Raw genomic sequence first — 22,935 nt, forward strand, 5'->3', positions numbered from 1 at the left:
GGCGCCCCGGGACCCGCGCAACCGTCGTGGGCCCCGGGGCGCGTCCGTGCGTATCGCCCCGGCCACGGTGCCCGCCGAAGCGGCCCCCCGACGCGGCGTCAGGCGTACCGTCCAGCCTGTGACCGACAGTTCCCACCTCCCCCATTCGAGGATCGAGCAGCAGCACACGGTGGCCCGCGCGGTGCTGTTCGCCGCCGTGGCCGCGCTCGGCGGATTCCTGTTCGGATACGACACCGCCGTCATCAACGGCGCCGTCGGCGCCATCCGCGAGCGCTACGACGTCGGCGCCGGGGCCATCGGGCTGTCCGTGTCGCTGACGCTGGTCGGCGCCGCGCTCGGTGCGTGGATCGCCGGCAGCATCGCCGATCGGCTCGGCCGGATCCGGGTCATGCAGATCGCCGCGGTCCTGTTCCTTGTCGGCGCACTCGGGTCGGCGTTCCCCTTCAGCATCTACGACCTGACGTTCTGGCGCTCTATAGGTGGCGTCGGCGTCGGCTTCGCCTCGGTCATCGCCCCGGCGTACATCGCCGAGATCTCGCCCGCCGCCATACGTGGCCGACTCGGCTCGATGTACCAGCTCGCGATCGTCCTCGGCATCGCCGTCTCCCAGCTCGTCAACTACGCCCTCGCCGCGGCCGCCGGCGGGGCCCGCGAAGAGCTGCTCGGCATCGAGGCCTGGCAGTGGATGCTCGCACTCGGCGCGGTCCCCGCGACGCTGTACCTGATCATGACCTTCCCCATCCCCGAATCGCCGCGGTACCTGGTGCGGATCGGCCGGGAGGACACCGCGCGCCGCATCATCGCCACAGTCGAGGGCGGCGACGAGGTCGCCGTCGCCGAGCGGATCGCCACGATCCGCGAGACCCTGCACCTCGAGTCCGCCCGGCCGGGTGTGCGGGACGTGTTCTCCCGGCGGCTGGGCGTGGCCTCGCTGATCTACGTGGGCATCGCCCTGGCCGCGCTGCAGCAGTTCGTGGGCATCAACGTGATCTTCTACTACTCGTCGACGCTGTGGCAGGCGGTGGGCTTCGGCGAGGACCGGTCCCTGCTCATCAGCGTCGTCAGCGCACTGGTCAACATCGTCGGTACCTTCGTGGCCATCGCGGTGATCGACAAGATCGGCCGCAAGCCGCTGCTGCTGGTGGGATCCGTCGGCATGGCGGCGTCGCTGGGCACTGCCGCGGTGTGCTTCCACTCGGCGACGTTCGTCGTCAACGAGGACGGGGAGAAGGTCGCGACGCTGTCCGACACCTACGGCATGATCGCCCTGCTCGCGGCCAACGCCTTCGTGTTCTTCTTCGCCCTGTCGTGGGGTCCGGTGGTGTGGGTCCTCATCAGCGAGATGTTCCCGAACCGGGTGCGTGCCGTCGCCGTCGGCATCGCGACCGCCTCCAACTGGATCGCGAACTTCATCGTGTCCGCGACGTTCCCGGCGCTGGCGGACTGGAACCTGTCGTTCACCTACGCCGGCTACGCGGTGATGGCCGCGCTGTCTCTGCTGGTGGTGATCAAGTTCGTGCCCGAGACACGCGGACGGACCCTCGAGGAAGCCGGCTGAGCGACGAGGGGCCGCCCGCACGTGCGGGCGGCCCGTCGTCGCAGCGTCAGAGGCCGGGGTCCCGGCGGACGACGACGTCGCCCGCGGACTCCTCCCCGGCGGTCCCGTCCACGGCCTGCTCCGCCTTCTGCGCGGCACCGAGCCCGACGACCCAGCCGGTCACCTGACGCGCGACGTCCTGCGCGGTCAGCCCCAGCTCACGATGGATCTGTTCCCGTGACGCATGATCCAGGAACCGTTGCGGCACACCGAGTTCACGGGTGGGAACGTCGACCCCGGCCGCCCGCAGGGCCGACGAGACCGCCGAACCCACGCCGCCGTGCATGCCGCCGTCCTCCACGGTGACGACGAGCCGGAAGTCCCGCGCCAGCCGGGCGAGGGACGCCGGGACGGGCAGCACCCAGCGCGGGTCGACGACGGCGGCGGTGAGGCCGTGCTGCTCGAGCCGCTCCGCTGCGTCGAGCGCCAGGCCCGCGAACGCGCCGACCGCGACGATCAGCACGTCGCCGCGGCGCTCGGACGGCATCCGCAGCACGTCGACGGTGCCGTCGATGCGCTCCACCGCAGGGATGTCGGGGCCGACCGCGCCCTTCGGGAACCGCAGTACGGTCGGGCCGTCGGCGATGGCGAGTGCCTCGCCGAACTCCTCGCGCAGGGTCGCGCCGTCGCGCGGCGACGCCACCCGGATCCCCGGGATCACGCCGAGCAGGGAGAAGTCCCACATACCGTTGTGGCTGGCGCCGTCGGCGCCGGTGATGCCGGCCCGGTCGAGCACCACGGTCACGGGCAGTCTCAGCAGCGCCACGTCCATCAGCAACTGGTCGAAGGCGCGGTTGAGGAACGTCGAGTACACCGCGACCACCGGGTGCATTCCGCCGAGTGCGAGGCCGGCGGCGGAGGTGACGGCGTGCTGCTCGGCGATGCCGACGTCGAACATCCGGTCGGGGTAGCGTTCGCCGAACGCCGACAGCCCGGTCGGTCCCGGCATCGCCGCGGTGATCGCCACGACGTCCTTGCGGCGGCCGCCCTGCACGAGCAGTTCGTCGGAGAACACCGACGTCCAGTCCGGGGCCGACGCCGCCGCGGTGGCGCGGCCGGTGACCGGGTCGATGACACCGGTAGCGTGCATCTGATCGGCGACATGGTTTTCGGCCGGGGCGTACCCGGCGCCCTTGCGGGTGACGGCGTGCACGATCACCGGTCCGCCGAACGACTTGGCGCGGCGGAGGGCGGCCTCGAGAGCGGCCTCGTCGTGGCCGTCGACCGGTCCGAGGTACTTCAGGCCGAGATCGGTGAACAGCACCTGCGGGCTGACCGCGTCCTTGATGCCGACCTTCATCCCGTGCAGCACGGAGTACGCGGCCGCGCCGATCCACGGCAGCCGCTTCACGAAGCGGCGGCCGTTGTCGAGGACACGCTCGTAGCCGGGCTGCAGTCGCAGCGCCGCGAGGTGCTCGGCCAGGCCGCCGATCGTGGGGGCATAGGAGCGGCCGTTGTCGTTGACGACGATCACGAGCCGCCGGTCCTTGCCGGCCGCGATGTTGTTCAGCGCCTCCCAGCACATCCCGCCGGTGAGCGCGCCGTCGCCGACCACGGCGACCACGGTCCGGTCCTGCTGATCCGACAGCTCGTAGGCCTTGGCGAGGCCGTCGGCGTAGGACAGGGCGGCCGAGGCGTGCGAGGACTCGACCCAGTCGTGCTCGCTCTCGGCGCGGCAGGGGTAGCCCGACAGGCCGCCCTGCTTGCGCAGCGTGTCGAAGCCGTCCTTGCGGCCGGTCAGGATCTTGTGGACGTACGCCTGATGCCCGGTGTCGAAGATGATCGGGTCGTGGGGGGAGTCGAAGACCCGGTGCATGGCGATGGTCAGTTCGACGACGCCGAGGTTGGGGCCGAGGTGTCCCCCGGTCGCCGCCACCTTCTCGACCAGGAACTGCCGGATCTCCCCGGCGAGTTCCCTGATCTCCGGCTGGCTGAGCCGACGCAGGTCCTCGGGCGACTCGATGCGGGACAGGACACCCAACTGGAATTGCTCCCTCCGGCTCGGACCCGCGCGTCTCCGCGCGAGCGGTTCCACCCAGTCTACGGAGCGTCGGAGGTGGTCGACTCGCTTCGTCGTGCCGCCGCCCCGTCTCACACCGTGTCCCTCACCTCATTATGCCGATGATGTGATGTCGCACACGGTGTCGCCGGTGTTGCGCGCCGGACCCCGCCCAGCGGATGTGGGCACTGCGCGGGGCGACCCCAGGCCGGTCGAATCCGACAAAACCGATTGCCGTGCCCGGCACCGTGGGCAAGGCTGGAGCCATGCCTCCCGCACTGGCCATCGAGACCTCGGGTTTGATCAAACGTTTCGGCGCGGAGACCGCCGTGGCCGGAATCGACCTCGCCGTCCCCGCCGGCGGCGTCTACGGCGTCCTCGGCCCGAACGGAGCCGGGAAGACGACCACCATCCGGATGCTGGCGACATTGCTCGCCCCGGACGGCGGGACCGCGACCGTACTCGGGCACGACGTGCGCCTCCAGCCCGAGCTGGTGCGGCGCCGGGTCTCGCTCACCGGCCAGTTCGCGTCGCTCGACGAGGACCTGACCGGCGCGGAAAACCTGGTGCTGCTCGCCCGGCTGCTGGGCTTCTCCAGGGCGGGTGCCCGGTCCCGGGCCGGACAGCTGCTGGCCGCGTTCGATCTGGAGTCGGCCGCGGGCCGTCAGGTGAAGCTCTACTCCGGCGGCATGCGGCGGCGCCTCGACATCGCCGCGAGCATCATCGTCGCTCCCGAACTGATCTTCCTGGACGAGCCGACGACGGGGCTCGACCCGCGCAGCCGCAACCAGGTGTGGGAGATCGTGCGGGCGCTCGTCGCCGCGGGGACGACGGTGCTGCTGACGACGCAGTACCTCGACGAGGCGGACCAGCTCGCCGACCGGGTCGCGGTCATCGACCGTGGCCGGGTGATCGCCGAGGGCACCCCGGGTGAGCTCAAGGCGTCCGTCGGGTCCGGTTCGCTGCACGTGCGAGTGGTCGATCCCGCGCGCCGGGACGAGGCGGCGGCGGTGCTGGGCGCCGCGCTGGGGGTGGCGGTGACGGCCACGTCCGATCCGGCCGCGCTGACCGCGCGGGTGGACGATCCACGGGCCGCGGCGGGGGCACTGACGGCCCTCGCCGCCGCGGACATCCCGGTCACGACGTTCGCCCTCGGGCAGCCGAGCCTGGACGAGGTCTTTCTCGCGCTCACCGGCCATCCCACGGAAGTTCCCGACGAAGACGAGGAGATCGCGTCGTGACCTCGACCGCCGACCGACGGGCGGGCACCCCCGCCGCCGTCGTGGACGTCCTCCACGTCACCGGGCCGCGTCCGACGCCGGCGTCCGCGTTCGCCGCGTCGCTGTCGTTCGGGTGGCGGGCACTGCTGCGAATCAAGCACGTGCCTGAGCAATTGTTCGACGTGACCGTCTTCCCGCTGATGTTCACGCTGCTGTTCACATACCTGTTCGGCGGTGCGCTGGCCGGCTCGACCACCGCGTACGTGCAGTTCCTGATCCCCGGCATCCTGGTGCAGACGGTGTGCACCATCACGATGTACACGGGCATGACGCTCAACCGCGACATCGAGAAGGGCGTGTTCGACCGGTTCCGCTCGATGCCGGTGTGGCGGCCCGCTCCCCTCGTCGGCGCGTTGTTCGGCGATCTCGCCCGCTACACGCTGGCGTCGGTGATCGTGCTGGTCCTCGGGATGATGCTCGGGTTCCGGCCCACGGGCGGCCCGATCGGCACGATCGGGTCGGTGGCGCTCGTGCTGCTGTTCGCGTTCAGTCTCTCGTGGGTCTGGACGATGCTGGCGCTGTTGCTGCGCAGCGAGCAGGCGGTGATGGGTGTGTCCATGACCATCCTGTTCCCGCTCACCTTCGCGTCGAACGTGTTCGTCGACCCCGCGACGATGCCGAGCTGGTTGCAGGGCTTCGTGACGGTCAATCCCATCAGCCGGCTCGTCACCGCCATCCGGGATCTGATGGCCGGCACGCCGGACGCCGCGCACCTCGCGAGCGTGTTCGCGTGGTGCGCGGCGCTGATCGTGCTGTTCGGGCCGGCGACGATGTGGTTGTACAACCGCCGGTCCTGATCAGTGCTCCGCCGGCGCGGTCACCTTCTCTTCGGTGACGATGTCGATGGTCTTGCGCAGCGGGCGGTTCGGGATGAACACGACCGCCGCGACGGTGACCAGCGCGATGATCGCGGCGACGAGGAACAGCAGGCCGGTGGCGTCGCCGTAGGCGTGGCGGATGATCTCCGCGACCGGTTCGGGCAGGGCCGCGAGGTCGAGGTTGCCTCCGCCGCCGGCCGAGCCGGTGTCGATGCCGAGCGCGGCGAAGCCGTCCGCGGACAGCGTGGTCACGCGTGTGGCGAGGATCGATCCGAGCACGGACACTCCGATCGCGCCGCCGAAGGTGCGGAAGAACGCGACCGAGCTGCTCGCGGCTCCGATGTTGCGGACGCTGACGGTGTTCTGCACGGCGAGCACCAGGTTTTGCATGAGCATGCCGGTGCCGAGGCCGACGATGGCGATGTAGACCCCGATCAGCCCCATCGGGGTGGCGTGGTCGAGGAACCCGAGCAGGCCGAAACCGATCACCTGCAGTACGGCGCCGAGCACCAGGAACGGCTTCCACCGGCCGAAGCGGGTGATCAGCTGACCGGAGACGACCGAGGCGACCAGCATTCCGAGCACCATGGGGATGGTGAGCAGACCGGCGGCCGTCGGGCTGTAGCCGCGGGCCGTCTGGAAGTACTGGCCGAGGAACGCGGTGGCACCGAACATGCCCACACCGACGGCGATCGAGGCGACGATCGCGAGCGCGGTGGTGCGTTCGGTGACGATCTTCAGCGGGATAATCGGATCGGCGACCTTGGATTCGACCACGACGGTGGCGGCGAGCAGTCCGACGCCGGCACCGACGTACACGAGGGTCTCCCACGACAGCCACTCGTAGTAGCCGGCCTTGCCGGCGAACGACACCCAGATCAGCAGGACGCTGACACCGGCGGTCAGCAGGGTGGCGCCCAGCCAGTCGATGCTCACGTTCTGCTTGCGCTCGGTCACGAGGTGCAGGGTGCGCTGCAACAGCAACAGGGCGACGACGGCGATCGGGATCGAGATGAAGAAGCACCAGCGCCAGCCGAGCGGGCTGTCGACGATGATGCCGCCGAGGATCGGTCCGCCCGACATCGACACGGCCATCACCGCGCCCATGTAGCCGGAGTACCGGCCGCGTTCGCGGGGCGGGATGATGCTGCCGATGACCGCGACCACGAGGGCGGTCAGTCCGCCCATGCCGATGCCCTGGATCACGCGGGCGGCGAGCAGGACGGGCACGTTGGTGGCGAAGCCGGCGAGGATCGAGCCGGCCACGAAGACGAGGATCGCCGTCTGCACCAGCAGCTTCTTGTTGAACAGGTCGGCGAGCTTGCCCCAGATGGGCGTCGAGGCGGCGTTGGCGAGCAGCGCGGTGGTGATGATCCATGCGAACTGGGTCTGGGTGCCGTTCAGGTCCGCGATGATCGTGGGGAGCGCAACCGCCACGATGGTGCTGCTGAGCAGGGCCGTGAAGAGGGCGGCGAGCAGGCCGGCCAGCGCCTCGAGGATCTCGCGGTGCGTCATGGCGGTCTCGGCGGCGCCGGGTCTGCTCGCCGAGGAGGGGGGACTGACAGCTGCGGCACTCACAGGCAGTTCCTTCCGGTGGGTTCGTGTACGGAAAGGGTGTGGTTCAGGCGCGCGAGCGCATCGAGGGCGGATTCGGCTTGCGCCTGGTCCCAGCCGCCGAGCAGCTCGTGCAATCGGGAGGCGCGCCGGTCGCGGATCTCGCGCAGGGCTTTCTGCCCGGTCTCGGACACGCAGACGCGGTGGGCTCGCCTGTCGTCCGGGTCACGGTGGCGGTCCACCATCCCCCGTTCGACGAGCTCCCCCAGCTGCCGGCTCAACGCGGACTGACTCATACACAGCTCCGCGGCGAGTTCGGTGGGGCGGCACTCCCCCATTCGCCACAGGACGAACAGGACGCCGGTCAGCGCGTTGGGCAACGGGTCACCCGTCGAGTTGGCCAGGGTCGTGCGCAGCGTGCGACCGAACACGAAGATCGCGTCGACGAGCGCGTGCGCGGTGTCGGGCTGGACAGCCACGGAACACCTCCGAATCGAAATTATTTGCTTGCGACACGCAACTATACATTTAGTTGCATGCCACAAGCAACCGCGGAGGACGCGCGGGACACCGTGAATCCGTGATCGGCCCGCTCAGCGGGTGAACAACGCCAGGCACTCCACGTGATGCGTCGACGGGAACGCCGCGTAGACGCGCAGCTCGGCCAGCTCGAACCCGTGCTCCCGGTACAGGCCGACATCCCGGCCGAACGACGCCGGATCGCATCCGACATGCACGACGCGCTCCGGACCGGCCGCCGCGACGGCCGTCACCACCTCACGCCCGGCGCCGGCCCGAGGCGGGTCCAGCACCACGACCTGCGGGGCGGGGAGATCCGGCAGCAGCCGTTCCACCCGGCCCGCATGGAACCGCACCTGCCCGAGATCCGAGAGCGCCTCCGCGCCGTCCTGCACCGCCCGGCGCGACAGTTCCACCGACTCGACCCGGCCGCCGTCGCCGACCTGATCGGCCAGGACGGCCGCGAACACCCCGACGCCGCCGTAGAGGTCCCACGCCGTCGCCCCCGGCGACGCCGCGGCCCACTCCCCCACGGTGTCGGAATAGGTCTGCGCCGCGCCGCGGTGCGCCTGCCAGAAGCCGGTCGCGGCCAGGTGCCAGTCCCGGCCGCCGACCCGCTCCACCGCCCGCCCCGAGCCCTCGATCACCTTCTCGGCGCGCGGCGCACCGGCCGCCGCACGGCGAGCGGACGCTCCCCGCCGGCCCGGGCTGCGACGTCCCGTGCGGGAGACCGGCGGCGGTGCGATCTCGACCACGTGCCGCGTCCCGTCCGCATCGAGGACCACCTGGACCTCGGAACCGGGCTGCCACACCCGCTCGGCCAGCCCCTCGTAGGCGCGCGCCTCGATCTGCGGACACGCCAGGTCGGTCTCCAGTTCGTGGCTCCGGTAACGCCGATACCCCGCTCGCCCGGCGGCGTCGACGGCCAGCCGCACCCGGGTGCGCCAGCGGGTGCCGTTCGCCGCCCCGCCCGGCACCTCCTCGACGACCACCTCGCGCTCGATGCCGCCGAGACGGCGCAACTGCTCCGCGACCACCGCAGCCCCGAATGCCCGCTGGGCCGGCACCGTCGCGTGGGACAGGTCGCAGCACCCCGATCCGCCGGGACCGGCGATGGGACACACCCGCTCCACCCGGTCCGGCGACGCTTCGAGGATGTGGACGGCGTCGGCGCGGCAGAACGAGCCGCCACGGTCCTCCGTGACCAGCGCGACGACGCGCTCCCCGGGCAGACCGTGCCGAACGAACACGACCCGCCCCTCGTGCCGGGCGACGCAGAACCCCCCGTGCGCCGGGTTGCCCAGCGTCACCTCGAGCCGATGGCCGGACCAGTCGATGCTCACCGCTCCTCCTCCTCGAATCCCCGCCGCACCGATCCCGGCGCGGAGTCCAATCGTTCGCCGCGGGCATGGGCCGACGAGCTCAGCTGCCACGGGACGCTGGTGACCATGACACCGGGCTGGAACAGCAGCCGGCTCTTCAGCCTCAGCGCGCTCTGGTTGTGCAGGATCTGCTCCCACCAGTGACCCACCACGTACTCCGGGATGAACACGGTCACCACGTCGCGCGGCGAGTCCCGTCGCACCCGCCGGACGTATTCGAGGACGGGGCGGGTGATCTCCCGGTACGGCGACTCGACGACCTTGAGAGGAACGGTGATGTCGCTGCGTTCCCATTCGCGCACCAGCACCCGCGTGTCGGCCTCGTCGACGTTGACGGTGACCGCCTCGAGCGTGTCCGGCCGGGTGGCCCGTGCGTACGCCAGGGCCCGCAGGGTCGGCATGTGCAGCTTGGACACCAGCACGATCGAATGGGTGCGGCTGGGCAGCACACCGTCCCATTCGGTGTTCTCCAGTTCCTCGGCCACGCTGTCGTAGTGACGGTGGATGGCCTTCATCACGCCGAAGATCGCGACCATCGCCACGATCGCGATCCACGCGCCCGCCGCGAACTTCGTCACCAGCACGATCACCAGGACGGATGCGGTCATGATCAGGCCGATCGTGTTGACGATCCGCGACCGTCGCATGCGGGCCCGCTGTTCGGGGTCGGTCTCGGACGCCAGATGCCGCGTCCAGTGCCGGATCATGCCGGTCTGACTGAGGGTGAACGAGACGAACACCCCGACGATGTAGAGCTGGATCAGCTTGGTGACCTCGGCGTCGAAGGCCCACACGAAGACGATCGCCACGCCCGACAGGAACAGGATGCCGTTGCTGAACGCCAGCCGGTCGCCCCGGGTGTGCAGCTGCCGGGGCAGGTAGCGGTCCTGCGCCAGCACCGAGGCCAGGACCGGGAAGCCGTTGAACGCCGTGTTGGCGGCCAGCACCAGGATCAACGCGGTCACGATGGTGATCAGCAGGAACCCGAGCGGGAAGTCGTCGAAGACCGCATGCGCGAGCTGCGCCACGAGCGTCTTCTGCTGGTAGCCCTCCGGGGCACCGCGCAACTGGGTCTCGGGATGCTCGGCGATGACCACCCCCAGCTTGTTCGCGAGCAGAATCATGCCGAGGAGCAGGACGATCGCGATCCCGCCGAGCATGAGCAGGGTCGTGGCGGCGTTGCGGGACTTCGGCTTGCGGAACGCAGGCACCCCGTTGCTGATCGCCTCGACGCCGGTCAGCGCGGCACACCCGGACGAGAACGCACGGGCCAGCAGGAACACGAACGCGATCCCGGCCAGATCCGACTGCTCGGCGACCAACTCGAACCCGGCCGACTCGGCCTTGACGTCGTCCCCGAACACGAAGACGCGCACCAGACCCCACCCCAGCATGACGATCATGCCGATCATGAAGGCGTAGGTCGGGACGGCGAACGCGGTGCCGGCTTCCCGCAGGCCACGCAGGTTGACCGCGGTCAGCACGACGATCGCGGAGATCGCGAACAGCACCTTGTGCTGCGCCACGAACGGCACCGCCGATCCGATGTTCGCCGCGGCCGAGGAGATCGACACCGCGACGGTGAGCACGTAGTCGACCATCAGGGCGCTGCCGACGGTCAATCCCGCGGTCGGACCGAGGTTCACGGTGGCAACCTCGTAGTCGCCGCCGCCGGAGGGGTACGCGTGCACGTTCTGCCGGTAGCTGGCGACGACGACGGCGAGGACGAGCGCCACCGCGACGCCGATCCACGGCGTGAACACGTACGCCGACAGACCCGCGACGGACAGGACGAGGAAGATCTCCTCCGGGGCGTACGCCACCGACGACAACGCGTCGGATGCGAACACCGGCAGGGCGATTCGCTTGGGCAGCAACGTGTGACCGAGCGTGTCGCTGCGGAACGGCCTACCCAACAACAACCGCTTCGTGGCGGTCGAGAGCTTGGACACTCGCAAAGCCTAAGCCGTCCCACCCGCCACCCGCCGGGCACCCGTGGCCGTGTCCGAAATGCACCTCTGCGGGGAGCCCGTTCGGCCGGCACCGCACGCCGGTCCTGCGCGGGCGGTACGGTTCGGTTCTGCGCGTCGCGACCGGGACGCGCGGCGACACGGAAAGAAGCGGAACGGAGCGAACGGTGTACGTGGTGGTCATGGGCTGTGGCCGGGTGGGTTCCTCCCTGGCTGCGGCGCTCGTCCGACTGGGCAACGAGGTGGCCGTCATCGACCGCGACCCGAGCGCGTTCCTGCGGCTGGGTCCGGACTTTCCCGGGCACACGATCGTGGGTATGGGCTTCGACCGGGACGTGCTGGTGCGGTCCGGCATCGAGCGGGCCGACGCGTTCGCCGCCGTCTCCTCCGGGGACAACTCGAACATCATCTCCGCCCGTGTGGCCCGGGAGACGTTCGGCGTCGAGCGCGTCGTCGCCCGCATCTACGATGCCAAGCGCGCCGCGGTGTACGAGCGACTCGGGATCCCGACCGTCGCGACGGTGCCGTGGACGACCGACAGGTTCCTGCACAACCTCACCCATGAGAGCCAGACCGCCAAGTGGCGGGATCCGACCGGCACCGTCGCCGTCGCGGAGGTGTCGGTGCACGAGGACTGGATCGGCCGCAACGTCACCGAGTTCGAGGCCGCGACCCACTCGAGGGTCGCGTTCATCATCCGATTCGGCACCGGGGTCCTACCCGACCGCAAGACCGTGCTGCAGGCGGACGACCAGGTCTACATCGCGGCTGTCTCGGGCACCGTCGCCGAGGCGATCGCCCTCGCCGAACAGCCCCCCGCGGCCGACGACTGACCGTGCTGCGCCCGCGGGCGCAGCCGCAACACACGACCCGGAATCACCGAGAGGAACGCCGATGAAGGTGGCCATCGCGGGAGCGGGAGCCGTCGGGCGCTCCATCGCGCGCGAACTGATCCGCAACAACCACGAAGTGATGCTGCTCGAACGCAAGCTCGAGCACGTCGAGCCCGAATCCGTGCCCGACGCCAAGTGGGTGCACGCCGACGCGTGCGAGCTGAGCCTGCTCGAGGCCGCGCAGCTCGAGCAGTACGACGTGGTGATCGCCGCCACCGGCGACGACAAGGCCAACCTGGTGCTGAGCCTGCTCGCCACCACCGAGTTCGGCGTCGCCCGCGTCGTCGCCCGCGTCAACGATCCGCGCAACGAATGGCTGTTCGACGAGTCCTGGGGCGTCGACGTCGCCGTGTCCACGCCGCGCATGCTGGCGTCGCTGGTCGAGGAGGCCGTCTCGGTCGGCGACCTGGTGCGGCTGATGACGCTGCGCAAGGGCGCGAACCTGGTCGAGATCACGCTGCCGGACACCACCGTGCTGGCCGGCAAGCCGGTGCGCAAGCTGCAACTGCCCCGGGACGCGGCCCTGGTGACGATCCTGCGCGGCGGCCGGGTCATCGTCCCGCAGCCCGACGATCCGCTCGAAGGCGGCGACGAGCTGCTGTTCGTCGCCGCGGCCGAGGTGGAGCAGGAACTGCGGGCGGCCATCGGCCTCTAGCAGGTCAGCGCGCGTCCTGGTCGGGGCCGGCTTCGGCGGCCCGGCCCGGGCCGGTCTCGACGGGCTCGTCGACAGCCTCGGGCGCCGGCTCGACGAGCCGATCGGCACGGCGGACCGCCCACAAGGTCACGAGCAACGCCACCGCGGTCAGCGGCCATCCCATACCGATGCGGGCCACGGCGAGCCAGCCGGTCCGGTCGGCGTCGTACAGCTCGTGTTGCACGAGGTAGCGGGCCGCGAACACCAGCGCCCACGCCGCGGTCGCGATGTCGTAGGCGCGCACGGCGACGCGATGCCGCCGCCAGGACGATCCCTGCCCGTTGAGCATGCCCCAGATGACGCCGACCAGGGGCCGCCGCACCAGGATGGACACGACGAAACCGGCGGCATAGAGCAGGCTGGTGTAGATGCCGAAGAGGAAGTAGCCCTTGGCGTCGCCGGTGCGGTAGGCGATGAACGCACACACGCCCACGCCGAGCAGCCCCGAGACCGCGGGCTGGACGGGGGTGCGCTGGACGAGCCGCCACACGAGGATGACGGTGGCCACGGCGAGGGCCGCCCAGATCGCGGCGGTCAGGCCCCAGATGCTGTTGACCGGAACGAACACCAGCACGGGCACGGTCGAGTAGACCAACCCGCTGAGTCCACCGAGTTGTTCCAGGACCGTCTGCTGCTTGTCGCTCACTCCTACGAGGGTGCCACAGCGTCACGCGGGCGCGGGGCGGCGCCGGGCGCTGGGGCACCGGCGCTCGGGTCAGGCCCGCTCGCGCAGTTCGTAATACGGGTTGTAGATGACCTTCGAGCCGTCACGCTCGCCGACGCGCCCGCGCACCAGCAGGGTCTTGCCCGGCTCGATGCCCGGAATGCGGCGACGTCCGATCCATACGAGCTTGACGGCCTCGGTGCCGTCGAACAGTTCCGCCTCGACGGCGGCGCTGGCGGCCTTCGGGCACGCCTCGACACTGCGGAGACGACCGAACATGGTCACCTCTTCGCCGCGCGCACAGTCGCAGGCGCGGCGGGCACCCGTCGCCTGAGCGGTTTCGGCGATCTCCTCGGCGTCGAGTTGCTCGAGATCTTCCGTGAGCCGACGGGTGAGTCGGCGGAAGTAACCGGCTGCGGCGGGTGCCATAGCGTGCTCCTGAGAAGGGCGCGGCACGGATCGCGGGCCGCGCATGGGGCTTTCCTGAGGGCCACTGTAGACCTATCCGCACAGGGCAACCACTCCGGTTCCCACCTGCTCGGACGGGTCCGGCAGGATCGGACCATGCGCTCCGCGAACACATCCCCCGAACACGCCGGGACCAGCACTTTCGTCGCCGTCGTCCTGCCCGGGACGGGCTCCGACGCCCGCTTCGTGGAGCGGGCGTTCGGCGGTCCGCTCGCCGCCGCCGGAGTACGCACCGTCGCGGTCGACCCGGACCCGGTGCGCGTCGTCGGCAGCTACGTCGATGCGCTCGAGCGCGCCGCCGCCGACGGTCCGGTGCTGGTGGGCGGGGTGTCGCTCGGGGCGGCCGTCGCACTGCGGTGGGCGGCCGAGCACCCGGCGCGCACCGTCGGCGTGCTCGCAGCCCTGCCGGCGTGGACGGGCTCGCCGGAGGCCGCGCCGGCGGCGGCGAGCGCCCGTTGGACGGCCGGCGAGCTGCGCACCCACGGACTGGCTGCGGTCACCGCGGCGATGGTGGCGTCCAGCCCCGCCTGGCTCGGGGTCGAACTGGCCCGCTCCTGGCGGTCGCAGTGGCCGGGCCTGCCGGCGGCGCTCGACGAGGCGTCCCGGTACCGGGCGCTGGACCGGGACGAGCTGCGGACCGTCGAGGTGCCGGTCGGCATCGCCGCCGCCGTGGACGACCCGGTCCACCCCCTCGCGGTCGCGCAGGAATGGTGTGCGCACCTGAGGCGGGCCGCGCTGGGCACCGTCACCCTCGCCGGGATCGGCGCCGATCCCTCCGTGCTCGGAGCCACCTGTCTGGAGGCACTGCGCCGCGTCGGGGACTGACCCCGCCGGACCGGACCGTCGTCAGAAGCCGAGCTGCTGCATCGCCGAACCCGACTCGCCGTGCCGCGGCCGGGGCGGTGCGGGCTGCTGCGGCGGCGCGGGCTGCTGCTGTTGCGCGGACTGCTGCGGCGGCAGGGGCTGCTGGGCCGCCGCCTGCTGGGCCGCCGCCTGCTGGGCCGCCGCCTGCTGCTGTTGCGCGGCGGCCAGCTGCTCCGCGAGGGCCTTCGGGAGCACCACCGGCAGCGGCGTCCGCACCGGATGCGGATCCTGGCCGCGCCGCACGACGGTCTCGGCGACGATGGCACGGGCCGTCTCCACCAGCGGCGAGTCGGCCGTCACCGAACCTGCCGGTCCGGCGACGACGCAGCGGATCATCCACCGGTAGCCGTCGACACCGAGGAAGCGCAGGTCCGCGTTCGGGGTACTGCCCTGCAGCTCCCGGCCCCACGGTCCGCTTTCGATGCTCACCGTCGCATTGTCGCGGCGCAGCGACTCGGCCAGCTCGGCGGCCACCTCCCGCCACTGCCCCGGGGACTTCGGTGCCGCGTACGCGGAGACGGTGATCCGGCCGTGCTGGGTCACCAGATGCACGGCCTGCGGTTGGCCGTTCGGTGCCATCTCCACCTGGATCTGCCCGCCCGGCGGCAGCGGGACGAGCACCGACCCGAGGTCGAGCCGGCTACCGACCGCGTCCTCGCCGATGTCGTCGATGTCGTAGGGACCGCCCTCGGGCGCCTGCACCTCGTCGTCCACGGGGGCGGAGTCGAAGTCGCCCTCGTCCGCGAGGCCCGGAGCCTCGACGTCCCGGTTCTTCCGGCGTCGTCCGAACATGTCAGGAACCTTCCTTCACCAGACCGGCGTGCCCACCGCTCGACCCGTATCCTCCGGCGCCGCGGCTGGTGTCGTCGAGGGAGCCGACCTCGACGAAGTCGACGAGTTCGACCCTCTGCACGAGCAGTTGCGCGATGCGGTCACCACGACGCAGTTCGACCGCGCGGTCGGGGTCGTGGTTGATCAGGCACACCTTGATCTCCCCGCGGTAGCCCGCATCCACCGTCCCGGGAGTGTTGACCACGGAGAGCCCGTACTTCGCGGCCAGACCGGAGCGCGGATGGATCAGACCCACCGTGCCGACGGGCAGGGCCACCGCGATGCCGGTCCCCACCAGCGCTCGCCGCCCGGGCTCGATGGTCACGTCCACCGTGGTGCACAGGTCCACACCGGCGTCGCCGGCGTGTGCCCGCGCGGGCAGGGGAATCCCCGGGTCCAGGCGGAGCAGGGGGACGGCTGGAAGATCGGTCACGTGCACCGAGACTACTCTGATGGACGTGTCTCGAACCTCTCGACCCGATGCGGATGCGCAGCAGACGACCGGCGCACCGGTCTATTCCGAACGGATGTGGGTGCCGCTGTGGTGGTGGCCCCTCGGCCTGGGCGTCGCGGCGCTGCTGGCCGCGGAACTGCACATGGGGGCGCCCGGCCTGTACGCCTGGCTGCCGTACGTGCTGCTGTTGCCGTTCCCTGTCTGGGCGCTCGTGTGGCTGTCCCGGCTGCGGCTGGAGGTGACGGGCGGGGAGTTGATCGTCGGCCGGGCGCACCTGCCGCTCGAGGTGATCTCCCGCGGTGTCGTGGTGCCGGCGTCGGCGAAGAGCGCCGCCCTGGGGCGTCAGCTCGACCCGGCGGCGTACGTCCAGCACCGCCCGTGGATCGGGACGATGGTGCTCGTCGTGCTGGACGACCCGGACGACCCCACCCCCTACTGGCTGATCAGCACAAGGCGGCCGGCAGAGCTGCTGGCCGCCTTGGGGTGTGCCGACAAGACCGAACGCTGAACCGGGGGCGGCCGGTCAGCGCCGTGGTCCGGGACTCAGGCAGCGCAGTCCCGGCAGATCATCACTCCGTTCTCGTCGCTCGCGAGCCGGCTGCGGTGGTGCACCAGGAAGCAGCTCGAGCAGGTGAACTCGTCGGCCTGCTTCGGCACCACCCGCACCGACAGCTCCTCGCCGGACAGATCCGCCCCGGGCAGCTCGAAGGACTCCGCGGTGTCCGACTCGTCGACGTCCACGACGGCGGACTGCGCCTCGTTGCGTCGCGCCTTCAGTTCTTCGAGTGAATCCTCCGACACATCATCGGTTTCGGTTCGCCTCGGTGCGTCGTAGTCAGTCGCCATTTCCTCTACCTCTAGTCCTCGTGCAGGTGCCCTGCCGAAGGACACTGTTCATGTCCTTCGGCCCGGGCAACGCCCGACCGTCTCCGGAAGTTCCCACCGGCCGTATCCGGGTCCCGGACACGACCCGGGCCTTCCGCTGTCGAAAGCCTCGCCGTCGCCTCTTTCGACGACCTGGGCCGCCGAACAATAGCGGAAGTACCCACGGAAGCCGTAACCGATACACCCGGTCCGGGGAATTGTCGGTCAATTGTCACCAACACCACAGCAACTCGAGACATTCCACCGGTCGCCCACCTTCGCGGACCCCACCGGGATGCCCTCTACAGTGGTCGCACACAACCCTTGGAGATGCGAGAGGCAGGGCGCCGTGGTTTCCCTGATCACCGAAGGCCGCGCGCGGGACGAACGCGGCCGGCCGTTCCCACGGCGTCGCGTCGTGCCCGCCGCGGCCCTGTTCGCGGTCCTGGCGACGATCGGGATCGTGGTGTGGACATCGGTGTTCGCCGGCTCGGACCCGGTGTCCCGGACCGTGGCGTGCAACGCCCCGCCGACCGTCCCGTCGGAGCCCGGCGGACCCCAGCCGGCCCCCCTCGGCGAGGTGGTCGACCGTTCCGTCCTGCTCGACGTGGAGCCCGCCCCCCTGGCGGCGACGCGGGTGCGGGTGTTCAACGCCAACGGCGAACGTGGCCAGGCCACCCATGTGGCAACCCAGCTGGCCGAATACGGATTCGCGAGCGCACCGGATGTGCAGGCCGGCAACGACCCGGTCTACATCGACCAGAACATGCAGTGTCACGGCCAGATCAGGTTCGGGGCGGCCGGGACCGCGGCGGCGAGCACGGTGTGGCTGGTCGCGCCGTGCGCCGAACTCGTCCGCGACGACCGCGCCGACGACACAATCGACCTGGCCCTGGGCACCTATTCCAAGGAGATCGCGCCCAACGCCGACGCCGAGGAGGTGCTGCAGTCGCTGCGGGAGGCGCCGGTGGGCGCGGCCGCCGCGCCGCTCGACATCGACCTGCTGGCCGCGGCCCGCGACGCCCGCTGCTGAGCCGCGGATCCGTCAGGCCGGGATCGGCGCGTCGGCGCCGAGCGCGCCGAGCAGGTCCGTGAGCTGTGTCGCGATGCCGGGCGCGGCGGCGACGGTGATCTCGCCGGCGTCGCCGGCTCCGGCCGGGAGTTGCACCCACGCGCCCGCCTCCGCGGCGATCAGCGCGCCGGCGGCCCAGTCCCACGGTTGCAGGCCGTGTTCGTAGTGGGCGTCGACGCGGCCCGACGCCACCATGCACAGATCCAGGGCGGCCGCACCGATGCGGCGGATGTCCCGCACCTTCGGCAGCAACTCGGCCACCAGCGCGCCCTGCCGTTCGCGACGGTGCGGCGCGTAGGAGAAGCCCGTCGCGACGAGGGCGAGGGCGACGTCGTCGACCGGGTTGCAGCGCAGACGCGTCACCGCTCCGCCGACGTCGGTGCTGGTGGCTCCGCACCCGCGCGCGGCCGAGTACACGTCCCCGGCGGCGACGTCGACCACCGCTCCCGCCACGGACCGCCCCCCTACCTGGGCCGCCACCGACACCGCGTACGCCGGGATGCCGTAGACGAAGTTCACCGTGCCGTCGATGGGGTCGACGACCCAGCGGACGCCGGTCGACCCGGTGTCGGCGCCGCCCTCCTCCCCGAGGATCGCGTCGCCCGGCCGCAATCGGGTCAGCAGCCGCCGGATCAGGTCCTCGGTCTCGGTGTCCGCCACTGTCACGGGGTCGGTGTCGGTGCTCTTCGTCCGCACCGCGCCGACGCGGTCGGTACCGGTGTCGGCGGGTGGGAACAGGTCGGGCCGCCGGGCGCGCACGTGACCGGCGGCCTCGGCCGCGACGGACACGGCGATCTCGCGCAGCAGGGCCGGGTCCGTGGTGACGTCGGGGGACAGGGTAGAAGGGCGGGAGTCCGGGGTGTCGGGCACCCGAGTATCCGAACACACTGTGCGGCACGGCACCACCCGCGCGGCGGCCGCGTTCGCATTAGGGTGACGTCACGACAGCGGTCGCCCGCGGTGACTGTTCCGGTGACGAGAGGGAGCGCGAGATGACGCAGACGATGCACCCGGCCACGCCGGACCCGGACCTTCTCGGATTCGGTGTCGACGTCGGCGGCAGCGGCATCAAGGGCGGCGTCGTCGATCTGTCCACAGGTCGGTTGGTGGGCGAGCGCATCAAGATCCTGACCCCGCAGCCGTCCACCCCGCAGGCCGTCGCCGACACGATCGCCCGGATCGTGGACCAGGCGCAGTGGACGGGACCGGTGGGGGTCACCCTACCGAGCGTGGTGACGGGCGGCGTGGCGCGCACGGCCGCGAACATCGATCCGGCGTGGATCGGCACTGACGCCCGGACGTTGTTCTCGTCGGTTCTGGGCAACCGCCCGGTGAGTGTCCTGAACGACGCGGACGCCGCCGGCCTCGCCGAGGACCGCTTCGGTGCGGCCAAGGACGCGTCCGGGGTGGTCATCCTGCTCACGTTCGGGACCGGGATCGGCTCGGCGGTGCTGCACAACGGCGACCTGCTGCCGAACACCGAGTTCGGGCACATGGAGGTCGACGGGATGGAGGCCGAGCACCGCGCGGCGTCGTCGGTCAAGGAGAACAACGAGTGGACGTACAAGCGGTGGGCGAAGGAGGTCTCGCTGGTGCTGTCGCGGTTCGAGGCCCTGTTGTGGCCCGACCTGTTCATCGCCGGTGGCGGGATCAGCCGCAAGCACGAGAAGTGGATCCCGTTGCTGACCAACCGCACACCCGTCGTTCCGGCCGCGTTGCGCAACGCGGCCGGCATCATCGGGGCCGCCTATGCTGCGAAAACAGGTGTACTCCCCTGAGTCCTGCACATCGCGCGTGGCGGCGATCGTTACAATGGTGCACAGCCGGCTGCGAACCGGCCTGATCCCGACAGACCTCTCCGCCGGAACCACTCTGGCGCGACGCCGCACTACCTCGTCACGAAAGGGCGTACGTGGCAGCCACCGAAATCCACACGGCTGATTCCCCGAACGAATCGGCAGCCTCCGCGGACGCCGCGGATACCACGACCGGTACCGCACCCGCCACGAAGCGGCCGGCGAAGAAGGCCGCGGCCAAGAAGGCCCCGGCGAAGAAGGCCGCGGCCAAGAAGGCCCCGGCGAAGAAGGCGGCCGCGAAGAAGGCCGCCGCCAAGAAGGCGAGCAAGCCTGCCGGCGACGAGTTCGAGGGCGAGGAAGCCGAGCTCGAGGATCTCGACGTCGCCCCGGCCGACCTCGAGGGCGCCGAGGACGTGGTCGTGGAAGCGGCGGAAGCCGACGACGAGCCCAGCGACAAGGACAAGGCGTCGGGCGACTTCGTCTGGGACGAGGAGGAGTCGGAGGCGCTGCGGCAGGCCCGCAAGGACGCCGAGCTGACCGCCTCCGCCGACTCGGTGCGCGCCTACCTCAAGCAGATCGGCAAGGTCGCGCTGCTCAACGCCGAGGAGGAGGTCGAGCTCGCCAAGCGCATCGAAGCCGGCCTGTACGCCACATTCCGGCTGCAGGAGTACGCCGACAAGGGCGAGAAGCTGCCGGTCGCGCAGCGCCGCGACCTGAACTGGATCTGCCGCGACGGTAACCGCGCCAAGAACCACCTGCTCGAGGCCAACCTGCGTCTCGTCGTCTCGCTCGCCAAGCGCTACACCGGCCGTGGCATGGCATTCCTGGATCTGATCCAGGAGGGCAACCTCGGTCTGATCCGTGCGGTGGAGAAGTTCGACTACACGAAGGGTTACAAGTTCTCCACGTATGCCACGTGGTGGATCCGCCAGGCCATCACCCGCGCGATGGCCGATCAGGCCCGCACCATCCGCATCCCGGTGCACATGGTCGAGGTGATCAACAAGCTCGGCCGCATCCAGCGTGAGCTGCTCCAGGACCTCGGGCGCGAGCCCACCCCGGAGGAACTGGCCAAGGAGATGGACATCACGCCGGAGAAGGTGCTGGAGATCCAGCAGTACGCGCGTGAGCCGATCTCCCTCGACCAGACCATCGGCGACGAGGGCGACAGCCAGCTCGGCGACTTCATCGAGGACAGCGAGGCCGTGGTCGCCGTCGACGCGGTGTCGTTCACGCTGCTGCAGGACCAGCTGCAGTCGGTGCTCGAGACCCTGTCCGAGCGCGAGGCCGGCGTCGTCCGGCTGCGGTTCGGCCTGACCGACGGTCAGCCCCGGACCCTCGACGAGATCGGGCAGGTCTACGGGGTCACCCGCGAACGGATCCGGCAGATCGAGTCGAAGACCATGTCGAAGCTGCGGCACCCGTCGCGGTCGCAGGTGCTGCGCGACTACCTCGACTGAGGATCGACGTCTAGAACTCTTCCGCTTCACGGCGATCGGCCGTCGGCTCCGCAGCCGGCGGCCGTTCGCGTAGCCGGGGCACCACGGTGCGGGTGACGGGCTCGACGATCCGTGCCGCGACGGGTCCGAGCACCGCCGTGATCAGCACGTACGCCGAGGCGAGGGCGGCGAGCTCGGCGTCCACCTGACCGGAGGTGACGGCCAGTCCGGCGATGACGATGGAGAACTCGCCGCGGGCGATGAGCGCGGCGCCCGCGCGGGCCCGGCCCATGGTGCCGATGCCGTGCCGGCGGGCCGCCCACCAGCCGGTGGCGATCTTCGTCAGAGCCGTGACGCCGGCGAGCAGCACCGCCCATCCCAGCACGGGGGGGATGGCGGTCGGGTCGGTGTTGAGGCCGAAGAACACGAAGAAGATCGCCGCGAACAGGTCCCGCAGGGGCTCGAGGACACGAGCCGCGTTGTGTGCGGTCGAGCCGGAGATCGCGATGCCGAGCAGGAATGCACCGACCGCCGCCGACACCTGCATCGCCGAGCTGACGCCCGCGACGAGGAGCGCGGCCCCGAGCAGCTTGAGCAGCAGCGTCTCGCTGTCGGGGCTGTCGAGCACCGCGGAGACGTAACGCCCGTACCGCAGCACCAGCACGAGCACGATCGTGACCAGGCCCAGGGCGATCGCGACGGCCTCGAGTCCACCGATCAGGCTGACCCCGGCGAGCACCGCGGTCAGGATCGGCAGGTACACCGCCATCGCGAGGTCCTCGAAGACGAGGATCGACAGCACCACGGGAGTCTCCCGGTTACCCAGACGGCCGAGGTCGGTCAGCGTCTTGGCGATGATGCCCGAGGACGAGATGTAGGTGATGCCCCCGAGGACGAACGCCCCCGTCGCGCCCCAACCGAGCAGCAGCGCGATCGCCGCCCCCGGTGCGGCGTTGAGCACGAGATCGAGCAGCCCCGCTGCGCGGGACCGTTTGAGCCCGGTCATGAGCTCGGAGGCCGTGTACTCCAGCCCGAGAAGCAGCAGGAGCAGGACCACACCGATCTCACTGGCGACGTGACTGAACTCGCTGATGTCGCCGAGCTGGACGAACCCGCCGGTGCCGAACGCCAGACCGCCGAGGAGGTAGAACGGGATCGGCGACATGGCGAATCGCGCGGCGAGCCGTCCGAGCACCCCCAGGGCGAAGAACACCGCCCCCAGTTCGATCAGGGCGAGCGTGGTCGAGTTCATCCGTCAGCCGTTGCGCAGGATCCTGGCCGCGGCGTCCAGCCCGTCGGCGGTGCCGACGGCGACGAGGATGTCTCCCCCGGTGAGCACGAAGTCCGGTCCCGGCGACGGCGTCACCTGCCCCGCGCGCATCACCGCGACGACGGACACGCCCGTGCGGGTACGCATCGCCGTATCCCCGAGCACCGCCCCGTCGAAGCGGGAGCCGTCGTGGATGTGCAGCTGCCGGGTGATGATCCCGGGCAGCTCCCGGTGGTCCTCCTGGAGCTGGGCGACGAGTTGGGGCGCGCCGAGCAGGTTGCTCAGTGTGGCCGCCTCCTCGACGGTCAGCGGCAGGGAGGCGGCGCAGGCGTCGGGATCGTCCGCCTTCGAGATGATCAGGTCCGAATGGCCGTCCCGATGCGTGATGACCCCGATCCGACGACCCGACGCCAGCTCGAAGTCCTTGCGCACACCGATCCCGGGAAGCGGCGTCACTTCGACGTTCATGCCGCCAGAGTAGGGCTCACTGCGGAGACGGGTGACGGC

23 protein-coding genes are annotated in these 22,935 nt (G+C 70.8%); 10 read left to right on the forward strand and 13 right to left on the reverse strand.

Going from position 1 to position 22,935, the window contains the following annotated elements; genetic code table 11:
• The first annotated feature begins 118 nt into the window (after positions 1-118).
• Positions 119-1,558: a sugar porter family MFS transporter gene (locus ACWPOB_RS10850; protein ID WP_455400807.1), complete on the forward strand. Its 1,440-nt coding sequence runs from the start codon at positions 119-121 to the stop codon at positions 1,556-1,558.
• Positions 1,559-1,604: 46 nt separating this feature from the next.
• Here ACWPOB_RS10850 and dxs read toward each other — a convergent pair whose 3' ends face one another.
• Positions 1,605-3,578, reverse strand: coding sequence for a 1-deoxy-D-xylulose-5-phosphate synthase (gene dxs / locus ACWPOB_RS10855; protein WP_455400808.1), 1,974 nt, complete (start codon positions 3,576-3,578; stop codon positions 1,605-1,607).
• Between the two features lie 284 nt (positions 3,579-3,862).
• On the opposite strand from dxs, the gene ACWPOB_RS10860 reads away from it, so the two are divergent.
• Together ACWPOB_RS10860 and ACWPOB_RS10865 are read left to right on the forward strand one after the other, a co-directional pair.
• Positions 3,863-4,837, forward strand: a complete 975-nt coding sequence (locus ACWPOB_RS10860) for an ATP-binding cassette domain-containing protein (RefSeq protein ID WP_100057918.1) — start codon at positions 3,863-3,865, stop codon at positions 4,835-4,837.
• Positions 4,834-5,673 (forward strand): ABC transporter permease, encoded by an 840-nt coding sequence (locus ACWPOB_RS10865; RefSeq protein ID WP_100057917.1) that lies wholly within the window; start codon positions 4,834-4,836, stop codon positions 5,671-5,673. The genes ACWPOB_RS10860 and ACWPOB_RS10865 overlap by 4 nt, the downstream gene beginning before the upstream one ends.
• On the opposite strand, the gene ACWPOB_RS10870 is transcribed toward ACWPOB_RS10865, so the two are convergent.
• The 4 genes from ACWPOB_RS10870 to ACWPOB_RS10885 all read right to left on the reverse strand — a co-directional run bounded on the left by ACWPOB_RS10870 (position 5,674) and on the right by ACWPOB_RS10885 (position 11,101).
• A complete protein-coding gene (locus ACWPOB_RS10870) occupies positions 5,674-7,209 on the reverse strand; it encodes an MDR family MFS transporter (RefSeq protein WP_455400873.1) in 1,536 nt (511 codons plus the stop codon). It abuts the gene before it with no gap.
• 59 nt (positions 7,210-7,268) lie between these two features.
• Positions 7,269-7,727 carry a MarR family winged helix-turn-helix transcriptional regulator gene (locus ACWPOB_RS10875; protein ID WP_455400809.1) on the reverse strand — a complete coding sequence of 153 codons (459 nt, stop codon included), beginning with the start codon at positions 7,725-7,727 and terminating at the stop codon, positions 7,269-7,271.
• A gap of 114 nt (positions 7,728-7,841) precedes the next feature.
• Entirely contained in the window at positions 7,842-9,110 is a 1,269-nt protein-coding gene (locus tag ACWPOB_RS10880; protein WP_455400810.1) for a class I SAM-dependent RNA methyltransferase, read from the reverse strand.
• Positions 9,107-11,101: an APC family permease gene (locus ACWPOB_RS10885; protein WP_455400811.1), complete on the reverse strand. Its 1,995-nt coding sequence runs from the start codon at positions 11,099-11,101 to the stop codon at positions 9,107-9,109. The genes ACWPOB_RS10880 and ACWPOB_RS10885 overlap by 4 nt, the downstream gene beginning before the upstream one ends.
• A gap of 185 nt (positions 11,102-11,286) precedes the next feature.
• On the opposite strand from ACWPOB_RS10885, the gene ACWPOB_RS10890 reads away from it, so the two are divergent.
• Positions 11,287-11,952, forward strand: coding sequence for a potassium channel family protein (locus ACWPOB_RS10890; protein ID WP_006938124.1), 666 nt, complete (start codon positions 11,287-11,289; stop codon positions 11,950-11,952).
• Positions 11,953-12,013: 61 nt separating this feature from the next.
• The gene (locus ACWPOB_RS10895; protein ID WP_006938125.1) at positions 12,014-12,667 is read left to right on the forward strand and encodes a potassium channel family protein; all 654 of its coding nucleotides are present in this window, start codon (positions 12,014-12,016) and stop codon (positions 12,665-12,667) included.
• Between the two features lie 4 nt (positions 12,668-12,671).
• Here the strand turns inward: ACWPOB_RS10895 and ACWPOB_RS10900 are convergent, their stop codons facing one another.
• Positions 12,672-13,352: a DUF3159 domain-containing protein gene (locus ACWPOB_RS10900; RefSeq protein WP_100058131.1), complete on the reverse strand. Its 681-nt coding sequence runs from the start codon at positions 13,350-13,352 to the stop codon at positions 12,672-12,674.
• 69 nt (positions 13,353-13,421) lie between these two features.
• Positions 13,422-13,799: an OB-fold nucleic acid binding domain-containing protein gene (locus tag ACWPOB_RS10905; protein WP_006938133.1), complete on the reverse strand. Its 378-nt coding sequence runs from the start codon at positions 13,797-13,799 to the stop codon at positions 13,422-13,424.
• Between the two features lie 135 nt (positions 13,800-13,934).
• On the opposite strand from ACWPOB_RS10905, the gene ACWPOB_RS10910 reads away from it, so the two are divergent.
• Positions 13,935-14,663 (forward strand): alpha/beta fold hydrolase, encoded by a 729-nt coding sequence (locus ACWPOB_RS10910; RefSeq protein ID WP_455400812.1) that lies wholly within the window; start codon positions 13,935-13,937, stop codon positions 14,661-14,663.
• Between the two features lie 21 nt (positions 14,664-14,684).
• On the opposite strand, the gene ACWPOB_RS10915 is transcribed toward ACWPOB_RS10910, so the two are convergent.
• The gene (locus ACWPOB_RS10915; RefSeq protein ID WP_455400813.1) at positions 14,685-15,494 is read right to left on the reverse strand and encodes a DUF3710 domain-containing protein; all 810 of its coding nucleotides are present in this window, start codon (positions 15,492-15,494) and stop codon (positions 14,685-14,687) included.
• A gap of 1 nt (position 15,495) precedes the next feature.
• Positions 15,496-15,966 (reverse strand): dUTP diphosphatase, encoded by a 471-nt coding sequence (gene dut, locus ACWPOB_RS10920; RefSeq protein WP_029543411.1) that lies wholly within the window; start codon positions 15,964-15,966, stop codon positions 15,496-15,498.
• Positions 15,967-15,985: 19 nt separating this feature from the next.
• Here dut and ACWPOB_RS10925 point away from each other — a divergent pair, with 19 nt between their 5' ends.
• Complete coding sequence (locus ACWPOB_RS10925; RefSeq protein WP_006938139.1) at positions 15,986-16,495, forward strand: DUF3093 domain-containing protein; 510 nt, start codon at positions 15,986-15,988, stop codon at positions 16,493-16,495.
• Between the two features lie 35 nt (positions 16,496-16,530).
• Here the strand turns inward: ACWPOB_RS10925 and ACWPOB_RS10930 are convergent, their stop codons facing one another.
• Positions 16,531-16,833, reverse strand: coding sequence for a DUF4193 domain-containing protein (locus ACWPOB_RS10930; protein ID WP_029543409.1), 303 nt, complete (start codon positions 16,831-16,833; stop codon positions 16,531-16,533).
• Between the two features lie 367 nt (positions 16,834-17,200).
• Between ACWPOB_RS10930 and cei the strand changes: the two genes are divergently transcribed.
• On the forward strand, positions 17,201-17,884 hold the full coding sequence (gene cei / locus ACWPOB_RS10935; RefSeq protein ID WP_455400814.1) for an envelope integrity protein Cei: 684 nt from the start codon (positions 17,201-17,203) through the stop codon (positions 17,882-17,884).
• Between the two features lie 12 nt (positions 17,885-17,896).
• On the opposite strand, the gene ACWPOB_RS10940 is transcribed toward cei, so the two are convergent.
• On the reverse strand, positions 17,897-18,793 hold the full coding sequence (locus ACWPOB_RS10940; protein WP_455400815.1) for an inositol monophosphatase family protein: 897 nt from the start codon (positions 18,791-18,793) through the stop codon (positions 17,897-17,899).
• A 122-nt stretch (positions 18,794-18,915) separates the two neighbouring features.
• Here ACWPOB_RS10940 and ppgK point away from each other — a divergent pair, with 122 nt between their 5' ends.
• Both ppgK and ACWPOB_RS10950 read left to right on the forward strand, forming a co-directional pair.
• The gene (gene ppgK, locus ACWPOB_RS10945) at positions 18,916-19,701 is read left to right on the forward strand and encodes a polyphosphate--glucose phosphotransferase (RefSeq protein ID WP_455400816.1); all 786 of its coding nucleotides are present in this window, start codon (positions 18,916-18,918) and stop codon (positions 19,699-19,701) included.
• A gap of 134 nt (positions 19,702-19,835) precedes the next feature.
• Entirely contained in the window at positions 19,836-21,179 is a 1,344-nt protein-coding gene (locus ACWPOB_RS10950; RefSeq protein WP_455400817.1) for an RNA polymerase sigma factor, read from the forward strand.
• Between the two features lie 10 nt (positions 21,180-21,189).
• Here the strand turns inward: ACWPOB_RS10950 and ACWPOB_RS10955 are convergent, their stop codons facing one another.
• Together ACWPOB_RS10955 and ACWPOB_RS10960 are read right to left on the reverse strand one after the other, a co-directional pair.
• Complete coding sequence (locus ACWPOB_RS10955) at positions 21,190-22,410, reverse strand: cation:proton antiporter (protein ID WP_100057964.1); 1,221 nt, start codon at positions 22,408-22,410, stop codon at positions 21,190-21,192.
• Between the two features lie 3 nt (positions 22,411-22,413).
• Positions 22,414-22,896, reverse strand: a complete 483-nt coding sequence (locus ACWPOB_RS10960) for a cation:proton antiporter regulatory subunit (protein WP_029543402.1) — start codon at positions 22,894-22,896, stop codon at positions 22,414-22,416.
• Between the last annotated feature and the right edge of the window lie 39 nt (positions 22,897-22,935).

Source organism: Rhodococcus sp. 2H158 (assembly GCF_053764755.1).

Bases quoted from the DNA above. Each gene is read 5' to 3' on its own strand.
- ACWPOB_RS10860 (WP_100057918.1), top strand. From the start codon at position 3,863: ATGCCTCCCGCACTGGCCATCGAGACCTCGGGTTTGATCAAACGTTTC.
- ACWPOB_RS10870 (WP_455400873.1), bottom strand. From the start codon at position 7,209: ATGACGCACCGCGAGATCCTCGAGGCGCTGGCCGGCCTGCTCGCCGCC.
- ACWPOB_RS10895 (WP_006938125.1), top strand. From the start codon at position 12,014: ATGAAGGTGGCCATCGCGGGAGCGGGAGCCGTCGGGCGCTCCATCGCG.
- ACWPOB_RS10905 (WP_006938133.1), bottom strand. From the start codon at position 13,799: ATGGCACCCGCCGCAGCCGGTTACTTCCGCCGACTCACCCGTCGGCTC.
- ACWPOB_RS10910 (WP_455400812.1), top strand. From the start codon at position 13,935: ATGCGCTCCGCGAACACATCCCCCGAACACGCCGGGACCAGCACTTTC.
- ACWPOB_RS10915 (WP_455400813.1), bottom strand. From the start codon at position 15,494: ATGTTCGGACGACGCCGGAAGAACCGGGACGTCGAGGCTCCGGGCCTC.
- ACWPOB_RS10925 (WP_006938139.1), top strand. From the start codon at position 15,986: ATGGACGTGTCTCGAACCTCTCGACCCGATGCGGATGCGCAGCAGACG.
- ACWPOB_RS10930 (WP_029543409.1), bottom strand. From the start codon at position 16,833: ATGGCGACTGACTACGACGCACCGAGGCGAACCGAAACCGATGATGTG.
- ppgK (WP_455400816.1), top strand. From the start codon at position 18,916: ATGACGCAGACGATGCACCCGGCCACGCCGGACCCGGACCTTCTCGGA.
- ACWPOB_RS10955 (WP_100057964.1), bottom strand. From the start codon at position 22,410: ATGAACTCGACCACGCTCGCCCTGATCGAACTGGGGGCGGTGTTCTTC.
- ACWPOB_RS10960 (WP_029543402.1), bottom strand. From the start codon at position 22,896: ATGAACGTCGAAGTGACGCCGCTTCCCGGGATCGGTGTGCGCAAGGAC.